The following is a 15056-nucleotide window of genomic DNA, read 5'->3' on the forward strand; positions in this document are numbered from 1 at the left end:
ACGGTCTACGGCGCCAGCAGGCCGCGCGAGGCCAGCTCCGGCGTCACCCCCTCGCCGAACCAGTACGCCTCCTCCAGGTGCGGGTAGCCCGACAGGACGAAGTTCTCGATCCCGAGCGCGTGGTACTCCTCGATCCGGTCCGCCACGTCGCCGTGACTGCCGACCAGGGCCGTACCGGCGCCGCCGCGGACCAGACCGACTCCCGCCCACAGGTTCGGCGAGATCTCCAGCCCGTCCCGGGAGCCGCCGTGCAGGGCCAGCATCCGCTGCTGACCCACCGACTCGCTCGTGCCCAGCAGGGACTGCGCGCGGGCGATGTCCGCGTCCGACAGCTCCCCGAGCAGCCGGTCCGCCGCGCCCCAGGCCTCCTTCGCCGAGTCGCGCGAGATGGTGTGCAACCGGATGCCGAACCGGACCGTCCGCCCCCGCTCCTCGGCCAGCGAGCGGATCCAGTCGATCTTCTCCTTCACCTGCTGCGGCGGCTCGCCCCACGTCAGGTACACATCGGCGTGCTCGGCCGCGACCGGCCCGGCCGCCGCCGAGGACCCGCCGAAGAAGATCTCCGGCAGCGGGTCCGGCGGCAGCGCGGTGAGCCCGCCGTCGATCCGGTAGTGCTCGCCCCGGAAGTCGTACGGCTCCCCGCGCCAGGCGCCCCGTACGACGGACAGGAACTCGGCGGTGCGCTCGTAGCGGCGGTCATGGTCGAGGTGGTCGCCGAACCGCCGCTGCTCGGCCGAGTCTCCGCCCGTCACCACATTGAGCAGCAGCCGGCCGCGGGTGATCCGCTGGTAGGTCGCGGCCATCTGGGCGGCGAGCGTCGGCGAGATCACCCCGGGCCGGAAGGCGACCAGGAACTTCAGCCGCTCGGTGTGCTGCGAGAGCGCCACCGTCGTCAGCCAGGCGTCCTCGCACCAGGTGCCCGTCGGCGTCAGCACCGCCTCGAAGCCGAGCCGTTCGGCCGCCTTGGCGATCTGCGCGAGGTACTCGATGTCCGGCTCGCGCACCCCGGGCGCGGACGTGTTGTGCGCGTAGGCGTGCCGGTCGACCAGGGTGCGGCCGTCGCCGCCGGTGGGCAGGAACCAGTGCAGGCGGACGGTCATCAGGAGTCCTTCCCGTACGTACGCGGGGCGGTGGTGGACGGCGGCAGGTCGCCGTTGAAACGGGGGTCGACGAAGTCCTTGAAGGCGACCGCGCCCGGGATCAGCTTCAGCTCGGTGAAGGTGTCGGCGATCTTCTGCTCGGAGACCACGGCCGCGTCGTCGACGGCGACCGGGACCCGGGTGCCGTTGCTGCGCTTCACCGCGTCGAGGGCGACCTCGTACGGCAGCCCCGTCTCCTTCGCCCAGACCTTCGCCCACTCCTCAGGGTGCTTGAACACCCAGTCCTGGGCGCGCTGCAGCCGCTTCAGGTAGTCGCCGATGGCCTTGCTCTTGCCCGCGTCCTCCAGGGCGGCCGGCGCCGCGACCTGGAAGCCGAGCCCGTTGACGAGCCCCTCGCCGGAGGTCAGGACCCGGGCTCCGGTACGCAGCACCTGGGAGGTGTACGGGTCCCAGACCGCCCACGCGTCGACCGAGCCGCTGTTGAAGGCGGCCAGCGCGTCGGCGGGCTGGAGGAAGTTGATCGTCACGTCGGTGGGCCCCAGGCCGGCCTGTTCCAGGCCGGCGATGAGCTGGAAGTGGGCCGAACTGCCCTGTGCCACCGCGATCTTCTTGCCGCGCAGGTCGCCTGCGGACCGGAGGGCGGACCCCTTCGGCACGAGGATCGCCTCGCCTGCCGAGGAGCCGTGCGTGGCGGCCACCACGGTGATCTTCGACTTGGCGGCCGCGGCGAACACGGGCGGGGTGTTGCCCACGCCGCCGATGTCCACGGCCTTGGCGTTGACGGCCTCCAGCAGCGGCGGACCGGAGGTGAAGGTGGACCACTTGATGGTGTAGTCGAGGTTCTCCAGCTCCCCGGCAGCCTTCAGCAGCGACTCGTTGCCGCCCTTCTGGTCCCCGACGCTGAGCGTGACCTTGGCACCGCTCCCGGCGGTCGCCGCGCCGCTGTCGGCGGCGGAGCTGCCGCCGCAGGCGGCCAGGGCCAGGGACAGCGGGACCAGGGTGGCGAGCAGGGGCAGGGAATGGCGTCTCATGTCGTGTCTCTTCGTTCTCTTGACGGGGTGAAAGGTGTTCAGAAGACGCCGAGTTCGGCGAGCAGCCGGGTGCGGAGCGCCGCGAATCCCGGGTCGCCGACCGTGCGCGGCCGCTCCAGCGGCACCCGGGTGTCGTGGGTGATCCGCCCCTCGCTCATCACCAGGATCCGGTCGGCCAGCAGCACCGCCTCGTCGACGTCGTGCGTCACCAGCAGCACCGCGCAGCCGCGCCGCTGCCACAGCCGGGCCACGAGCTCCTGGGCCTTGATCCGGGTCAGCGCGTCCAGGGCGCCGAACGGCTCGTCCAGGAGGAGCAGATCCGGTTCACGCACCAGCGCCCGGGCCAGGGAGGCCCGCTGGGCCTCACCGCCGGACAGGGTCTTGGGCCAGGCGTCGATGCGGTGCTCCAGTCCGACCTCGGCCAGCGCCCGCTCGGCGCGCTCGCGCTCGGGCCGGCCCGGCAGTCCGAGCAGGACGTTGCGCCAGACCCGCTTCCAGGGCATCAGCCGCGGCGCCTGGAAGGCCACCGCCCGCCGCTCCGGTACGAGTACCTCGCCCTCGATCTCCCGGTCCAGGCCCGCCAGGATCCGCAGCAGGGTGGACTTGCCGCAGCCGCTGCGCCCGAGGAGGACGGTGAACTCCCCGGCATGCAGGGTCAGATCGAGCCCGTCGATGACGACCCGCCCGTCGAAGGACCGGGTCAGCCCGGTGACCTCGACGGCAGCGGCGGTGGCTACTGCCCCGTGAACGTCGGTCGCCATTGCAGCAGCAGCCTTTCGAGAGTACGGACGACGAGGTCGGCGGTCAGGCCGAGGAAGGCGTAGACGACGAGGCAGACGACGATCACGTCGGTACGGAAGAACTCGCGCGCCTGGTTCATCAGGAAGCCGATCCCGGCGTCGGCGTTGATGGACTCCCCGAAGACAAGGGCCAGCCAGGCGGTCGCGAGCGAGTACCGCAGACCGGTCATGAAGCCGGGGAGCGCGCCGGGCAGTACGACGTGCCGCACCAGGCCCCACCGTCCGAGCCCCAGGGCCCCGCCCGCCTCGATCAGTTGCTCGTCCACCCCGCGGATCCCCGCGTAGACGTTCAGGTACAGGTGGAAGGCGGTCCCGAGCGCGATCAGGGCGACCTTCGGCGCCTCACCGATGCCCATCCAGATGATGAACAGCGGGATGAGACCCACCCAGGGCACCGTGCGGAGCATCTGCACGCTCGCGTCGATCAGGTCCTCGCCGAGCCGCGACAGCCCGGACAGCAGCGCGAGCACCGTGCCCGCCGTACCGCCGATCACCAGCCCGATCGCGACGCGCTGCAGGGACACGGCCATCGCCCCGGGCAGGGTCCCGTCCCCGATCAGATCCGCCCCGGCGGACGCGATGGTGGACGGCGGCGCGAGCGTGTCGGCCGGCAGCCACCCCAGGGTGCTGGCCAGTTGCCACAGCGCGAGCAGCAGCAGCGGGCCCGCGGTCCGGCGGATCCAGCGGGGTACGGGACGACGCCGTGCGGAGGCCGCCACGACCGCCACGAGCTCGGGTGCGGCGGGCCGTGCGGATGGCGGCGCGGGCGACAGGTCCGGCGGGGCATGGCTGGTGCTGGTGCTCATGGAGGCTCCACGAAAGGAGGGCGGCGAGGCAGGCGGCAGCGCGCACACCGACCGCCCTCGCACCGGCGCGGCCGGACGGGGCCGGGCGGGGGAGGGGGTCAGAGGTGTGCGGGCACGCCGGGGAAGAGCGCGGAGCGCTCGTGACAGATCAGGAAAAGGGCGTCAGCAGCCGCGGCGACACGCGGCGGAGGCCACCCGCAGCAGGTCGATGTGACCGCGCGTGGTGAGCATGGCTGAACGCAACATGCGGCGAAACCTAGCCACCTGGCCGGGGCGGGGTCAATGGGTGTCTCGCACACTGGACGTGCCGTCTCGAAAACGTGGTTCAGCCCCTCCGGCGTTCGAGGAGCGGCGGCTGGGCGGAGCCCCGGGGAACCCGGTGACTCAACGGGCCTTCGCCCCGTCCGTGTCGCTCGCCGTGCCGCTCCCCGTGTCGGTGTCGCTGCCGCTGCGGCGCAGGGTCGCCACGACCGGTCCGGTCGGCTGCAGGGTGAGCCCCGGGAAGACCCCGGCCCGTTCGCTCCCGCTGTCCAGGTGGAACCGCTGCGCCAGCACGGCGAGTACGAGCGCGGCCTCCACCAGTGCGAACCGTGCTCCCAGGCAGGCCCGCGGGCCGCCGCCGAACGGGAACCAGGCGTGTTCGGGCACCGGATGCGGGGCGTCCGCGTCCCACCGCTCGGGGCGGAAGGCCTCCGGGTCCGGGAACCACCGGGCATCGCGGTGCATCGACCAGGGGCTGGTCCATACCGAGGTCCCGGCCGGGACCTCGCGCCCGCCCAGTGTCGCCCCCTCCGTGGCCACCGCCGAGATCAGCCAGATCGGCGGATAGATGCGCAGGGCCTCCTTGACCACCTGCCGGGTCCAGGGCAGCCGCGCGTAGTCGTCGTAGGCCGGCAGCCGCCCGCCGAGCACCCGGTCCAGCTCCTCCGTCAGCCGGGCCCGCGCCGACGGCGCCCCCGACAGGAGCTGCCAGGCCCAGGTCAGGGTGGTCGAGGTGGTCTCGTGGCCGCCGATGTAGAGGGTGATCGACTCGTCCCGCAACTCCTTGCGGGAGAGCGGGCCCCCGGTTTCGTCGCGGGCCGCGAGCAGCCGGCTCAGCAGGTCGTCCCGCTCCGCTCCGGCGCTCGACGCCGCCTCGTGCTCCCGTATGACGTGCTCGATCTCCTGGTCGAGCACCGCCACGGCCTCCCTCATCCGGCGCCGTCCGGGAGTGCGGACCCAGGGCGGCAGGAACAGCGTCAGCCCGCGGAACTCCGCCCCCAGTTCCCGCTGGGCGGTGGCCATGGCCGCGCTGATGGGCGCCTCCCGGCCGGCGGCGTCGCTCCCGAACAGCGTGCGCACCGCGATCCGCTGGGTGAGTGCGGCCATCTCCCGGTGCACGTCGATCCGTTGGCCCTCGTGCCAGCCGCCCGCGAGGGCGTCGGCGCACTCCACCATCGTGGCGGCGTACGAGCGCACCTGGCGCGGCCGGACGGAGGGTTGCACCAGCGCCCGTTTGCGGCGCCAGTCGTCCCCGGTGGCGACGACCACCCCGTTGCCCAGTAACTGGCGGAAGGCCCAGCCGAGTTCCGTCGGCCGGAAAGTGGACTCGACGGCTCCGAGCAGTTCACCGGCATGCTCGGGCCGGGAGACCAGGATGTTGCGCTGCGGGCCGAGCGCCCAGGGCACCCAGTCCCCGTAGCCGTCGCGCAGGGACTCGAAGAAGGCCAGGGGATCGCGGGCGAAGGCGGGCAGGTTGCCGAGCAGCGGCCATCGGCGCGGTCCGCCGCTCCGGGTGCCCGGGGTCAGGGTCGCGGTCACGCAGGCATGGTGACAGTCGCTCCCGCAGGCCGCCAGAGAGCGGACAGGGTCTCCTCGGCCGGGTCCGGCCCGCCTCGTTGACAGTTAGTCTGCGCGAAGATAATCTGCGGATAGATAATCCAGTCAGGGAGAGTACCCATGTGGGAGTACGAGCACAGCATCGAGACCGCCGCCACCCCCGAGGCGATCTGGCGGCTCTGGGTGGACGTGGAGAACTGGGGCGCCTGGAACCCCGGTATCGAGAAGATCGAGATCAGTGGCCCGTTCGTGGCCGGCACGGAGATCACGATGACGCCGCCCGGGGACGACCCGATCCTGCTGCGCATCGCCGAGGCCGTCGAAGGCGAACGTTTCGTCGACGAGGCGCGCTTCGGTGACCTGCTGCTGCGAACCGTCCACCGGATCGAGCCGATCGGCCGGGACCGGATCCGGGTGGTGTACCGGATGGAGATCACCGGCGGCGGCGCCGGCGAGGTGGGTCCGCAGATCGGCCCGGGCATCACCGCCGACTGGCCCGACACGATGGCTTCGCTGGCCGGGCTGGCGCTTCGCTGATGCCCCTCAGCCCCGGCGAGAGCCCCGGATTCCTGCTGTGGCACGCCACCCTGCGCTGGCAGCGCGACATCGCCACGGCGCTGGCCCCGCTCGACCTCACCCACGTGCAGTTCGTGCTGCTCGCCTGCACCTGGTGGCTCAACAGCCAGGGCGAGCACCCCAATCAGCTGGCCGTCGCCCGCCAGGCCGGTACCGACGTCAAGATGACCTCCCAAGTCCTGCGCACCCTGGAACACAAAGGGCTCGTCGAGCGTGAGGTCGACCCGGCCGACACCCGCGCCAAACGGCTGCGCGTCACCGACGCCGGCGCCGAGCTGGCTCCACGGGCGATCGCCGCCGTCGAACAGGCCGACGCGCAGTTCTTCCGGCCGGTGCCCATCGCCGACGCGGTGGCCCTGCTCGGCCGACTGGCCCGCCCGGAAACCTGAGATCCGCCCGCCGGGCCCGCGCGGCACCACCCGCGAGCGGATCCACCCACCCGAAGGAGCTACGCGGTCCGGTGTGCGGCCAGCCAGTCGTACGCCGCGTCCGCGCTGAACTCCCGATGGCCGCCCGGGAAGAGGAGCCCGGCGGAGGCGAAGGCCGGGTCCCCGGCGATGTCCGGGGTGTACGGGACCGCCACGCAGGCCATGCCCGCGGCGTGCGCGGCCCGCGCCCCGGGCGCCGCGTCCTCGACGACCACGCAGTCGGCGGGCTCGGCGCCCAGCCGGCGGGCCGCCTCCAGGAACACGTCCGGAGCGGGCTTGCCGTGCGCGACCTCCTCGGCGGAGACCACCGTCGTCAGCAGTGCGTCCAGTCCGGTGCCCGACAGCACCGCGTCGATCGCCTCGAGCGAGGAGCCGGAGGCCACCGCCATCGCAGCGCCCTCGGTGCGCAGCCGCTCGACCAGCTTCCTCATCTGCGGGAAGACCTCGGTCCGGGTGCGGGCCAGCTCCAGGTAGGCGGCGTTCTGCTCGGCGAGCAGCTGCTCGACCGGTGCCCGGATCCCGTACCGCTCCCGCAGGATCTCCAGGGTCTCCAGCGTGCCGATGCCGATGAAGCGGGAGTGCTGCTCCCACGTGAAATCGGGGACGCCGTGCCGCTCAAGGGTGCGCCGCCCGGACTCGTAGTAGTTCGGCTCGCTGTCCACGAGGGTGCCGTCGAGATCGAATATGACGGTGATCATCCGTGGGGCCCGTCCTGCCGCTCGTGTCCTGTCTCGATAATCCTGTCAGGTTTTGCCGGCATTTCGGCCCACGGATTCGACCAGCGGCAGCAGCCGGTGCGGCACCCGCTCGCGCAGCGCCACCTCCGTACGCGTGCGGACCACGCCCGGGAGCTGGATCAGCCGCTGGATCACGTCCTCCAAATGCCCGTTGTCGCGGGCCGCCACACGGGTCAGCAGGTCCCCGCCGCCGGTGATCGAGAAGGCTTCGATGATCTCGGGCACGGCGGCCAGCGCGTCACCCACCTCGTCCAGATGGCCCTGGGTGACCTCGATGTGCACGAACGCCAGCACCGGATGGCCCAGTGCGGCGGGGGAGAGCACCGGTCCGGTTCCGGTGATCACGCCCGTGCGCTCCAGCCGGTCCAGCCGTGCCTGCAGGGTGCCGCGCGCCACGCCGAGGATCCGGGCGTACTCGCGGACACTGGTGCGCGGCTGCTCGATCAGCAGACGCAGGATTCTGGTGTCGAGCTCGTCCACCGCCACGCCACGACTGTACCAATGGCCCCCTTCACCCCGATCGTTCCCGGCCAGGGGCCTGGTCGGTGTGCAGCCCGGGCTGGCTCCGGTAGAGCAGACCCACGACCAGCACCGTCACGCCGGCCGGCAGCAGCAGCCAGCCCACGGTCCAGCCGGCCCGCAGCAGCAGCGCCCCGAGGAACCCGCCCGCGAACATGGCCAGGACGGAAAGGCCGCGCAGCCTCCAGCCGGCCGTCCCGAACCCGTACGCGTTCTCCCGCCCCATGGCCGAAGCTCCCAGGAAGGCGGTCATGGACCGGGTGACCAGCGTCGTCGGTACGCCCGGCACGTTCGCCCGCATGATCGTGGTGTTGCGCAGTCCCATCGCCAGGGCCAGCACCGCCGTCGCCGCCAGATGCCGTGGGGCCGGGGATCCGTACTGCGGAGCCAGCCCCCAGCCGATCCCCGCGGCGGTCAGGATGAGCCCCGCCTCGGCGATGAGGCCGATGACGAACCAGCGCCCGCCGCGGATCTCGGTCACGGACTCCAGGTGCGACCCGCAGACCACCCCGACGATGAACGCGGCCAGGGAGATCCCGGGAGCGAGCGTCTCCAGCCGCCCCGCCCCGGCCGTGCCGAAGGCCAGGAACAGCACATTGCCCGTCTGCATCGCCGTGAAGGCCGGCCCGAGCGCCAGCAGGCTCGCCGCCTCCACGATCCCGGTCACCCCGGTCAGTACGACCATCAGCGCGGGCATGTGCGGCGGGAGCAGCGGCGAACCGGCCGTCCGTCCGGCCTCCCGGTTCTCGTTCATGACGCCCGACAGTGACACGCCCGCCCGGGTGCCCCGGCGCCGACATGCCGGAGGCATAGGGTCCGAAGGATGAGTGACCTGTTGCTGGTGAGGCACGGCGAGACCGCCTGGAGCGCGAACGGGCGCCACACGGGACGCACCGACCTGCCGCTCACCGCGAGCGGGGTCGAGGAGGCCATCTCGCTGGCCCCTTTCTTCCGGGACCGGCAGCCGGCCCTGGTCCTGACGAGCCCGCTGCGCCGGGCCGTCGCCACCGCCGAGCTCGCCGGGCTCACCGGCGGGCAGGCCGACCCCGACCTGTACGAATGGGACTACGGCGGCTACGAAGGGGTCACCACCGCGGAGATCCAGGAGACCGTCCCGGACTGGTCCCTGTGGACCCATGGCGTTCCGCCCGGCGACGCCGAGCACCCCGGCGAGAGCGCCGCCCAGGTGGGCGCCCGCGCCGACCGGGCCCTGGACCGCGTCGCCCCCGTGCTCCGCGCGGACGGCGGCAACGTGGTGCTCGTCGCCCACGGCCACTTCCTGCGCGTCCTCACCGCCCGCTACCTGCGGCTGGAGCCCGAGCACGGGCGGCTGTTCCTGCTGCGCACGGGCACCGTCAGCGTGCTCTCCACGGAGCACGGCCTCCCGGTGATCGCCGGCTGGAACACCCGCCCCTGACCGGAGCTCCGATCGCAGCTCCGGCCGAGGCCCGGACCCCGGCCCGACCGATGCCGCCTCGCCTCGCGCGGTGGTGCCGTCTGCGTGACCATTCGTACATGGGTCACGACTCCTACACGGACGACGGCAGTGCGGGCGCCGGACCGGAGGGCCTGGACGCGAGGCTCAAGGCCAACGCGATCGGATTCCTCGACGCGCTCGTCATCGGCCTGAACTCCACCTCACCCGCCTACTCCCTGGCCGCCGTCCTCGGGCCGATCGTGGCGCTGGTAGGCATCTACGCACCGGGCGTGATGCTGGCCTCCTTCGTCCCGATGCTGCTCATCGCCGCCGCGTTCTACTACCTCAACAAGGTCGACCAGGACTGCGGGACGACCTTCTCGTGGGTCACCCGGGCCATGGGACCGTGGGCCGGCTGGCTCGGCGGCTGGGCCATCGCCATGACCGGCGTCCTCGTCATCGGCTCACTCGCGGACGTCGCCGTGCACTTCGGCCTGCTCGCCTTCGGACTCGACAGCTGGGCCGCCAACGCCTGGATCCGGCAGATCCTCACCGTCGTGGTGATCCTGGTCATGACCGGCATCTGCGTCATCGGCACCGAACTCTCGGCCCACCTCCAGGACATCCTCATCCTCGCCCAGGTCTTCTTCCTGCTGGCCTTCGCCGTGGTCGCCATCTACCGCGTCTACGCCGACACCAGCACCCTGGACTCGATCGAGCCGTCACTCAGCTGGCTCAACCCCTTCGGCGCGGGCGGCGCGGCCCTCACCGGCGGGCTGCTGCTCGGCGTGTTCATGTACTGGGGTTGGGAGTCCGCGGTCAACCTCACCGAGGAGGTGGAGAACTCCGCCACCGCACCGGGCAAGGCGGGCCTCTGGTCGACCGTGATCCTCCTGGTCACCTACCTGTCCGTGGGCTTCGCGGTCGTCGCCTACGCGGGCACCGTCTACCTCGCCGAGAACGCGGCCGAGGAGGAGGCCATCTTCGCGGTCCTCGCCCACGAGGTCATGGGCGGCTGGGACTGGATGGTGCTCCTCGCCGTCTGCACCTCGGCGCTCGCCTCCACCCAGACCACGATCATCCCCGCCTCCCGCACCGCCCTGTCCATGGCCCGCCGGCACGCGCTGCCGCACCGCCTCGCCCACATCCACCCGAGGTTCCGCACCCCGGACGTGAGCACGTGGTGGGTGGCCGCCATCGCCATCGGCTGGTACCTCGTCGTCAACCAGATCAGCGAGAACGCGCTCCTGGACTCGCTCACCGCGCTCTCCCTGCTCATCGCCTTCTACTACGCGCTCACCGGCCTGGCCTGCGCCATCTACTACCGCCGCCATCTCTTCGAGAACCTGCACAACTTCCTGCTGATCGGACTCGGCCCCGTGGTCGGAGCCGGCCTGCTGGCCTGGCTGCTGGTCGAGTCGATCGGCGACATGTCCGACCCGGAGAACTCCGCCAGCGGCGTCTCCTGGTTCGGGCTCGGCCCGCCGCTGGTCATCGGCATCGGCATCGCGCTCGTCGGCGTGGCCGTCATGTGCTTCTGGCGGATCCGGGACGGCAGGTTCTGGCAGGAGCGCCGCGGCGTCGTCGACCCGGAACTCGTCCATGCCGGGAAGCACCGGTCCATCTCCTAGGGAGCCCCCGATGTCCGTGGTCCTCGGATACGACGAATCACCCGGCGCGGAACGGGCCCTGGAAGTGGCGCTGGAGGTGGCCACGGCCTTCGGCGAGCCCCTCGTCCTCGTCTACGGCGCCGCCGCCCCGGGTGCCACCGGCGAGGAGTCCCGCGCCCACCGCGAAGCCGTCCGCCAGGCGGGCCGCAGTGCGCTGGCGCACGCCGTCGAGGAGGCCGACGCGGCCGGGGTGCCCTCCACGGTCGAGGTGGCCGACGAGAAACCCGCGCAGGCCCTGCTGGACGCCGCCGAACGCCACCGGGCCCGCGTCATCATCGTCGGCAGCTGGGGCGACAGCCCGATGCGCGGTGCGCTGCTCGGCTCCACCCCGCACAAGCTCCTGCACCTGTCGCCGATCCCGGTGCTGTGCGTACCGACCGGGCCGGAGGGCGCCTGAACAGCCGTGGTGCGACTGGGGCGGACGCCCTCCGGTCCCGGCGGCCCGCCCGTCAGGGCCCGGAGAGGGCGTTCTCGGGCTCGGCCTGCGCCGGAGCCCGGCCGCCCACCTCCTTCCCGGCGCGCAGCCGGGTCAGGGCCGGGCTGGTGATCGCCGTCGTCACCAGGGCCATCAGCACCAGCATCGTGAACAACTGCGGCCCGATGACGCCGAGTTCCAGACCGACGTTGAGCACCACCAGCTCGGTCAGCCCCCGGCAGTTCATCAGGGCGCCGATCGACAGGGCCTCCCGCCACGGTCTTCCGCACGCGCGCGCCGCTCCGGCCGCGCCGCCCCACTTGCCGAGGAAGGCGACGAAGAGGATCGCGGCCGTCCAGAGCCACAGTTCGGGCGAGGCCGTCAGGCCCCCGATGTCCGTGCGCAGCCCCGTGTGCACGAAGAACAGCGGCAGCAGCACGGGCACCGTGAACGCGCGCAGCCGGGCCGCCGAGGCCTCGATGCGCTGCCCGGTGCGCGGGGTGACCACCCCGAACAGGAACGCCCCGAACAGCGCGTGCACGCCGATCAGGTCGGTGGCCAGCGCGGACAGGCTCAGCCCGCTGAAGAGCGCCACCAGCACCGCAGCGTCGCCGGCCCGGTCGGCGCGGGCCGACCAGCGGGCCAGCAGCGGCCGTACCGCGTACAGCATCACCAGCGTGAAGGCCACGGCGAGTCCGGCCGTGGTGGCCGCCTCCATCGGGGACCCGGCCGTGGAGAGGGCCACCACCAGGGCCAGCAGGCACCACGCGACGACGTCGTCCACGGCCGCACAGGCCATGGCGAGGGCGCCGAGCGGAGTCCCGTACAGGCCCCGGTCGATGAGGATCCGGGCGAGGACCGGGAACGCGGTGATGGCCATGGCCACGGCCATGAACAGGGTGAACGGCATCCGGCCCACCCCCTCGGGGGCGAACCCGCCGTACATCGCGAGGGCGAGCAGTGCGCCCAGGGCCAGCGGCAGCAGCATGCCCGCCTGGCTCACCGCCACCGCGACCCGGGTGTGACCGCGCAGGCTTTTGAGGTCCAGCTCCAGCCCGACCAGGAACATGAAGGCGAGCAGCCCGAGCTGCCCGAGCACCGAGGTGTACGGGAGCACGGACGGCGGGAACAGCGCGTGCTGGGCCTGCGGCCAGAGCCAGCCCAGCAGCGAGGGGCCCAGCAGGATGCCGGTGGCGATCTCGCCCACCACCGGGGGCTGGCCGAACCGGCGGCAGACGGCGGCCCCCACCTGACTGGCCAGGATCACCACCGGAACGGCGATCAGCAGGGCGGGCAGCGGGTCAACGGACGACACGGGTACCTCCTTCGGGCGCGGCGGGGCGCAGGGCCCCGGGCAGATCGCGGTGCGGGGCCGGCTGTGCGGCCGGCTGGGGAGCCGCGGCCGCCGCGGACCAGGGGGCGTAGCGGCGCAGCCCGTAGAGCAGCGGCTGCCGGTCGTCGCGCACGGTCACCCGCCGGACTTCGGCGAAGACGGCCGTGTGGTCCCCGAAGCCGACGGTTCTGACCACGGCGCAGTCCGCGACGGCGTGGGCGTCCGCCGTCAGGTGCGGTCCGCCCGCCCCCAGCGGCAGCCGCCACTCGACGCGGTCGAAGCGGTCGGGCGCCCCGGAGGCGAACAGGTCCGAGGTGCCGCGGGCCCGCTCGTGCAGCAGGTTGAGGGCGAAGTGGCCCTCGGCCAGCAGCACCGCGAGGGTCGGGCTCGCCGCCCGTATGCACACCACGAGCGTCGCCGGTTCGAGGGCGACGCTCGCGAGGGAGGTGCAGGTGAGGCCGTGCGGCACGGAATCCGAATCCAGGGTGGTGACGACGGACACCCCGGTCGGGAAGGCGGCCATGAAGGGACGGAGGTCCGCCGGCTGGACCCCGGCCGAATCGTCCGGTGCGGCGGGATGGGGCACGGAGCGGTGGGGCATGTCTGACTCCTGAGGTGGCTGAAGCAACTGCGGCCCGGCAGCCGGCGGGAGAGCCGTACTGCCGGGCCGTGGGAGCGGTGGGCCTTACGCGCCGTGCAGCTGGCGCAGGTAGTCGTAGGCACTGGGCAGCGTCTCCAGCAGGTTCTGCTGCTGGCGCTTGACCGCGTCGAAGAGGGGTTCGGCACTGGCCACCGAGTCCGGCCGGTGCGCCAGGGAGGGCAGCGGGGCGTCCGGCTCCAGGCCGAGGCCCGCGAAGATGCAGTAGTAGCTGCCGTTCGTCCAGAAGTTGCGGAACTCGGCCTCGAAGTTGCCGTAGTACGTCGACTCGTCGGTGATCGGCGAGTTGATGGGCAGGCCGGCCTTGTAGGCGGAGATCTTCTGCTGGATGTTGTCGGGGAGGGTCAGCTTCTTGTTGGCCTGCCAGAACGGCGTGTCGTTGCGCGGCGCGTAGAAGAAGTGCGCCTGGATGAAGTCGCGGGTGTCGTCGAACATCACCTCGATCTCGTGGTTGAAGCTGTTGATCAGACCGTCGTTGAAGGTCTTGTCCGGGAAGTGCTTGGCCAGCTGGTAGATCGCGGCGGTGATGAAGTAGATGCCCGTCGACTCCAGCGGCTCCAGGAAGCAGGAGGACAGGCCGATGCTGACGACATTCTTCACCCACGCCCGGCGGTTGCGGCCGACGCGGAAACGGATGTGGTTGAACTTCGTCACCTCGGGGTCCAGGCCCCACATGTCCGCGAACTCGCGGGTGGCGGTGTCCTGGTCGGTGAACTTGCTGGAGTACACGTAGCCGGTGCCGAAGCGCCCCAGCATGGGGATCTTCCAGGCCCAGCCGGACGACATGGCGATCGCCGAGGTGTACGGCTCCACGCCGTTCGCCTCGTCGTCGTGCGGGACGGCCGTCGCCACCGCGCTGTCGCACAGCAGGTGGTCGCTCATGTCGATGAAGGGCTCCTCCATCGCCTGGTTGATGAGCAGGCCGCGGAAGCCCGAGCAGTCCACGAACAGGTCGGCGTCCAGGGCCAGTCCGCCCTTGGTGTGCAGGGTGGTCACGTAGCCGCGCTCGTCCTGCTCGACCCGCACCATCTCGTCCTGCACGTGGTTCACGCCCTGCTTCTCGGTGCTGAACCGGCGCAGGAAGTCGGCCACCAGCTGGGCGTCGAAGTGCCAGGCGTACCGGGTGGCCGGCCGGCCGTCGAGCCAGCGCGGGGCCTTCATCGCGTCCATCACCGGGGGCTCGCGGAAGCAGGCGTAGTCGAACGGCTCGGTGGTGCGGCCCTCGTACTTCCGCTTGAACCAGTAGTGCGACAGCGGGGTCTGGTCGTAGTCGGGGAGCAGCCCGAACGGGTGGTAGAAGTGGTCCGGACCGCCGCCCGGCAGCTCGCGGGCCGTCGACTCGCCCTGCCCGTCGGTCCGCCAGTTGACGAAGCGCACGGCCATCTTGAAGCTCGCGTTGCACTCCCGCATCCACTCGTCCTCGGCGATGCCCAGGTAGTCGAAGAACGAGCGCTGCAGGTTGGGCACGGTGGCCTCGCCGACACCGATGCGCGGGATCGTCGGCGCTTCGAGCACGGTGATGTCGACCGTTCCCTGCAGCGCCTTTCCGAGGTATGCGGCCGTCATCCAGCCGGCCGTGCCGCCGCCCAGGATGACGACCTTCTGAAGCCGGGTGTCGCTGCTGGTCATGAAACAGCCCTCATTTCGGATTCGGCGGTTCGGGTGGTCGTGCTCATCAGTGTCGAAAAACGCCCTATCACCGCTCTACACAGCTCGGATCCGGCCGTTGTAGGGCCGTTGTAGACCCC

17 protein-coding genes are annotated in these 15056 nt (G+C 71.9%); 5 read left to right on the top strand and 12 right to left on the bottom strand.

The window, feature by feature from the left end:
- Positions 1–5 precede the first annotated feature (5 nt).
- From KO717_RS31770 to KO717_RS31790, 6 genes are all read right to left on the bottom strand, one after another.
- Positions 6–1100 (bottom strand): LLM class flavin-dependent oxidoreductase, encoded by a 1095-nt coding sequence (locus tag KO717_RS31770; RefSeq protein ID WP_301372891.1) that lies wholly within the window; start codon positions 1098–1100, stop codon positions 6–8.
- Entirely contained in the window at positions 1100–2131 is a 1032-nt protein-coding gene (locus KO717_RS31775) for an ABC transporter substrate-binding protein (RefSeq protein ID WP_301372892.1), read from the bottom strand. The genes KO717_RS31770 and KO717_RS31775 overlap by 1 nt, the downstream gene beginning before the upstream one ends.
- A gap of 38 nt (positions 2132–2169) precedes the next feature.
- Positions 2170–2892: an ABC transporter ATP-binding protein gene (locus tag KO717_RS31780; protein WP_301372893.1), complete on the bottom strand. Its 723-nt coding sequence runs from the start codon at positions 2890–2892 to the stop codon at positions 2170–2172.
- On the bottom strand, positions 2865–3737 hold the full coding sequence (locus tag KO717_RS31785; RefSeq protein ID WP_301372894.1) for an ABC transporter permease: 873 nt from the start codon (positions 3735–3737) through the stop codon (positions 2865–2867). Before KO717_RS31785 ends, KO717_RS31780 begins: the two co-directional genes overlap by 28 nt.
- A gap of 162 nt (positions 3738–3899) precedes the next feature.
- Positions 3900–3983: a putative leader peptide gene (locus KO717_RS37400; RefSeq protein WP_351276907.1), complete on the bottom strand. Its 84-nt coding sequence runs from the start codon at positions 3981–3983 to the stop codon at positions 3900–3902.
- 138 nt (positions 3984–4121) lie between these two features.
- Positions 4122–5537 (bottom strand): cytochrome P450, encoded by a 1416-nt coding sequence (locus KO717_RS31790; protein ID WP_301372895.1) that lies wholly within the window; start codon positions 5535–5537, stop codon positions 4122–4124.
- Positions 5538–5675: 138 nt separating this feature from the next.
- Between KO717_RS31790 and KO717_RS31795 the strand changes: the two genes are divergently transcribed.
- Together KO717_RS31795 and KO717_RS31800 are read left to right on the top strand one after the other, a co-directional pair.
- The gene (locus KO717_RS31795) at positions 5676–6092 is read left to right on the top strand and encodes an SRPBCC family protein (RefSeq protein WP_301372896.1); all 417 of its coding nucleotides are present in this window, start codon (positions 5676–5678) and stop codon (positions 6090–6092) included.
- Positions 6092–6520: a MarR family winged helix-turn-helix transcriptional regulator gene (locus KO717_RS31800; protein WP_301372897.1), complete on the top strand. Its 429-nt coding sequence runs from the start codon at positions 6092–6094 to the stop codon at positions 6518–6520. Before KO717_RS31795 ends, KO717_RS31800 begins: the two co-directional genes overlap by 1 nt.
- A 59-nt stretch (positions 6521–6579) precedes the next feature.
- On the opposite strand, the gene KO717_RS31805 is transcribed toward KO717_RS31800, so the two are convergent.
- Genes KO717_RS31805 through KO717_RS31815 form a run of 3 tightly spaced genes read right to left on the bottom strand, consistent with a single transcriptional unit; the run spans position 6580 to position 8569 of the window.
- On the bottom strand, positions 6580–7257 hold the full coding sequence (locus tag KO717_RS31805) for an HAD family hydrolase (RefSeq protein ID WP_301372898.1): 678 nt from the start codon (positions 7255–7257) through the stop codon (positions 6580–6582).
- Between the two features lie 45 nt (positions 7258–7302).
- Positions 7303–7782, bottom strand: coding sequence for an Lrp/AsnC family transcriptional regulator (locus KO717_RS31810; protein ID WP_301372899.1), 480 nt, complete (start codon positions 7780–7782; stop codon positions 7303–7305).
- A 25-nt stretch (positions 7783–7807) separates the two neighbouring features.
- Complete coding sequence (locus tag KO717_RS31815) at positions 7808–8569, bottom strand: YoaK family protein (RefSeq protein ID WP_301372900.1); 762 nt, start codon at positions 8567–8569, stop codon at positions 7808–7810.
- A gap of 69 nt (positions 8570–8638) precedes the next feature.
- Here KO717_RS31815 and KO717_RS31820 point away from each other — a divergent pair, with 69 nt between their 5' ends.
- From KO717_RS31820 to KO717_RS31830, 3 genes are all read left to right on the top strand, one after another.
- On the top strand, positions 8639–9232 hold the full coding sequence (locus KO717_RS31820; protein WP_301372901.1) for a histidine phosphatase family protein: 594 nt from the start codon (positions 8639–8641) through the stop codon (positions 9230–9232).
- Between the two features lie 98 nt (positions 9233–9330).
- The gene (locus KO717_RS31825; protein ID WP_301372902.1) at positions 9331–10863 is read left to right on the top strand and encodes an APC family permease; all 1533 of its coding nucleotides are present in this window, start codon (positions 9331–9333) and stop codon (positions 10861–10863) included.
- 10 nt (positions 10864–10873) lie between these two features.
- Complete coding sequence (locus KO717_RS31830; protein WP_301372903.1) at positions 10874–11299, top strand: universal stress protein; 426 nt, start codon at positions 10874–10876, stop codon at positions 11297–11299.
- Positions 11300–11351: 52 nt separating this feature from the next.
- Here the strand turns inward: KO717_RS31830 and KO717_RS31835 are convergent, their stop codons facing one another.
- The 3 genes from KO717_RS31835 to KO717_RS31845 form a co-directional block, all read right to left on the bottom strand.
- The gene (locus KO717_RS31835) at positions 11352–12632 is read right to left on the bottom strand and encodes a cation:proton antiporter domain-containing protein (protein ID WP_301372904.1); all 1281 of its coding nucleotides are present in this window, start codon (positions 12630–12632) and stop codon (positions 11352–11354) included.
- The gene (locus KO717_RS31840) at positions 12619–13251 is read right to left on the bottom strand and encodes a flavin reductase family protein (protein WP_301372905.1); all 633 of its coding nucleotides are present in this window, start codon (positions 13249–13251) and stop codon (positions 12619–12621) included. Before KO717_RS31840 ends, KO717_RS31835 begins: the two co-directional genes overlap by 14 nt.
- An 84-nt stretch (positions 13252–13335) precedes the next feature.
- Positions 13336–14937 carry a tryptophan halogenase family protein gene (locus KO717_RS31845; RefSeq protein ID WP_301372906.1) on the bottom strand — a complete coding sequence of 534 codons (1602 nt, stop codon included), beginning with the start codon at positions 14935–14937 and terminating at the stop codon, positions 13336–13338.
- Between the last annotated feature and the right edge of the window lie 119 nt (positions 14938–15056).

Origin of the sequence: Streptomyces xanthophaeus (assembly GCF_030440515.1) — a bacterium.
Taxonomy (GTDB): domain Bacteria; phylum Actinomycetota; class Actinomycetes; order Streptomycetales; family Streptomycetaceae; genus Streptomyces; species Streptomyces kutzneri.

Excerpts from the sequence above, each read along its gene's own strand:
- KO717_RS31780 (WP_301372893.1), bottom strand. The coding sequence starts at position 2,892 with ATGGCGACCGACGTTCACGGGGCAGTAGCCACCGCCGCTGCCGTCGAG.
- KO717_RS31785 (WP_301372894.1), bottom strand. The coding sequence starts at position 3,737 with ATGAGCACCAGCACCAGCCATGCCCCGCCGGACCTGTCGCCCGCGCCG.
- KO717_RS31825 (WP_301372902.1), top strand. The coding sequence starts at position 9,331 with ATGGGTCACGACTCCTACACGGACGACGGCAGTGCGGGCGCCGGACCG.
- KO717_RS31830 (WP_301372903.1), top strand. The coding sequence starts at position 10,874 with ATGTCCGTGGTCCTCGGATACGACGAATCACCCGGCGCGGAACGGGCC.
- KO717_RS31805 (WP_301372898.1), bottom strand. The coding sequence starts at position 7,257 with ATGATCACCGTCATATTCGATCTCGACGGCACCCTCGTGGACAGCGAG.
- KO717_RS31795 (WP_301372896.1), top strand. The coding sequence starts at position 5,676 with ATGTGGGAGTACGAGCACAGCATCGAGACCGCCGCCACCCCCGAGGCG.
- KO717_RS31770 (WP_301372891.1), bottom strand. The coding sequence starts at position 1,100 with ATGACCGTCCGCCTGCACTGGTTCCTGCCCACCGGCGGCGACGGCCGC.
- KO717_RS37400 (WP_351276907.1), bottom strand. The coding sequence starts at position 3,983 with ATGTTGCGTTCAGCCATGCTCACCACGCGCGGTCACATCGACCTGCTG.
- KO717_RS31775 (WP_301372892.1), bottom strand. The coding sequence starts at position 2,131 with ATGAGACGCCATTCCCTGCCCCTGCTCGCCACCCTGGTCCCGCTGTCC.
- KO717_RS31820 (WP_301372901.1), top strand. The coding sequence starts at position 8,639 with ATGAGTGACCTGTTGCTGGTGAGGCACGGCGAGACCGCCTGGAGCGCG.
- KO717_RS31800 (WP_301372897.1), top strand. The coding sequence starts at position 6,092 with ATGCCCCTCAGCCCCGGCGAGAGCCCCGGATTCCTGCTGTGGCACGCC.
- KO717_RS31840 (WP_301372905.1), bottom strand. The coding sequence starts at position 13,251 with ATGCCCCACCGCTCCGTGCCCCATCCCGCCGCACCGGACGATTCGGCC.
- KO717_RS31845 (WP_301372906.1), bottom strand. The coding sequence starts at position 14,937 with ATGACCAGCAGCGACACCCGGCTTCAGAAGGTCGTCATCCTGGGCGGC.
- KO717_RS31815 (WP_301372900.1), bottom strand. The coding sequence starts at position 8,569 with ATGAACGAGAACCGGGAGGCCGGACGGACGGCCGGTTCGCCGCTGCTC.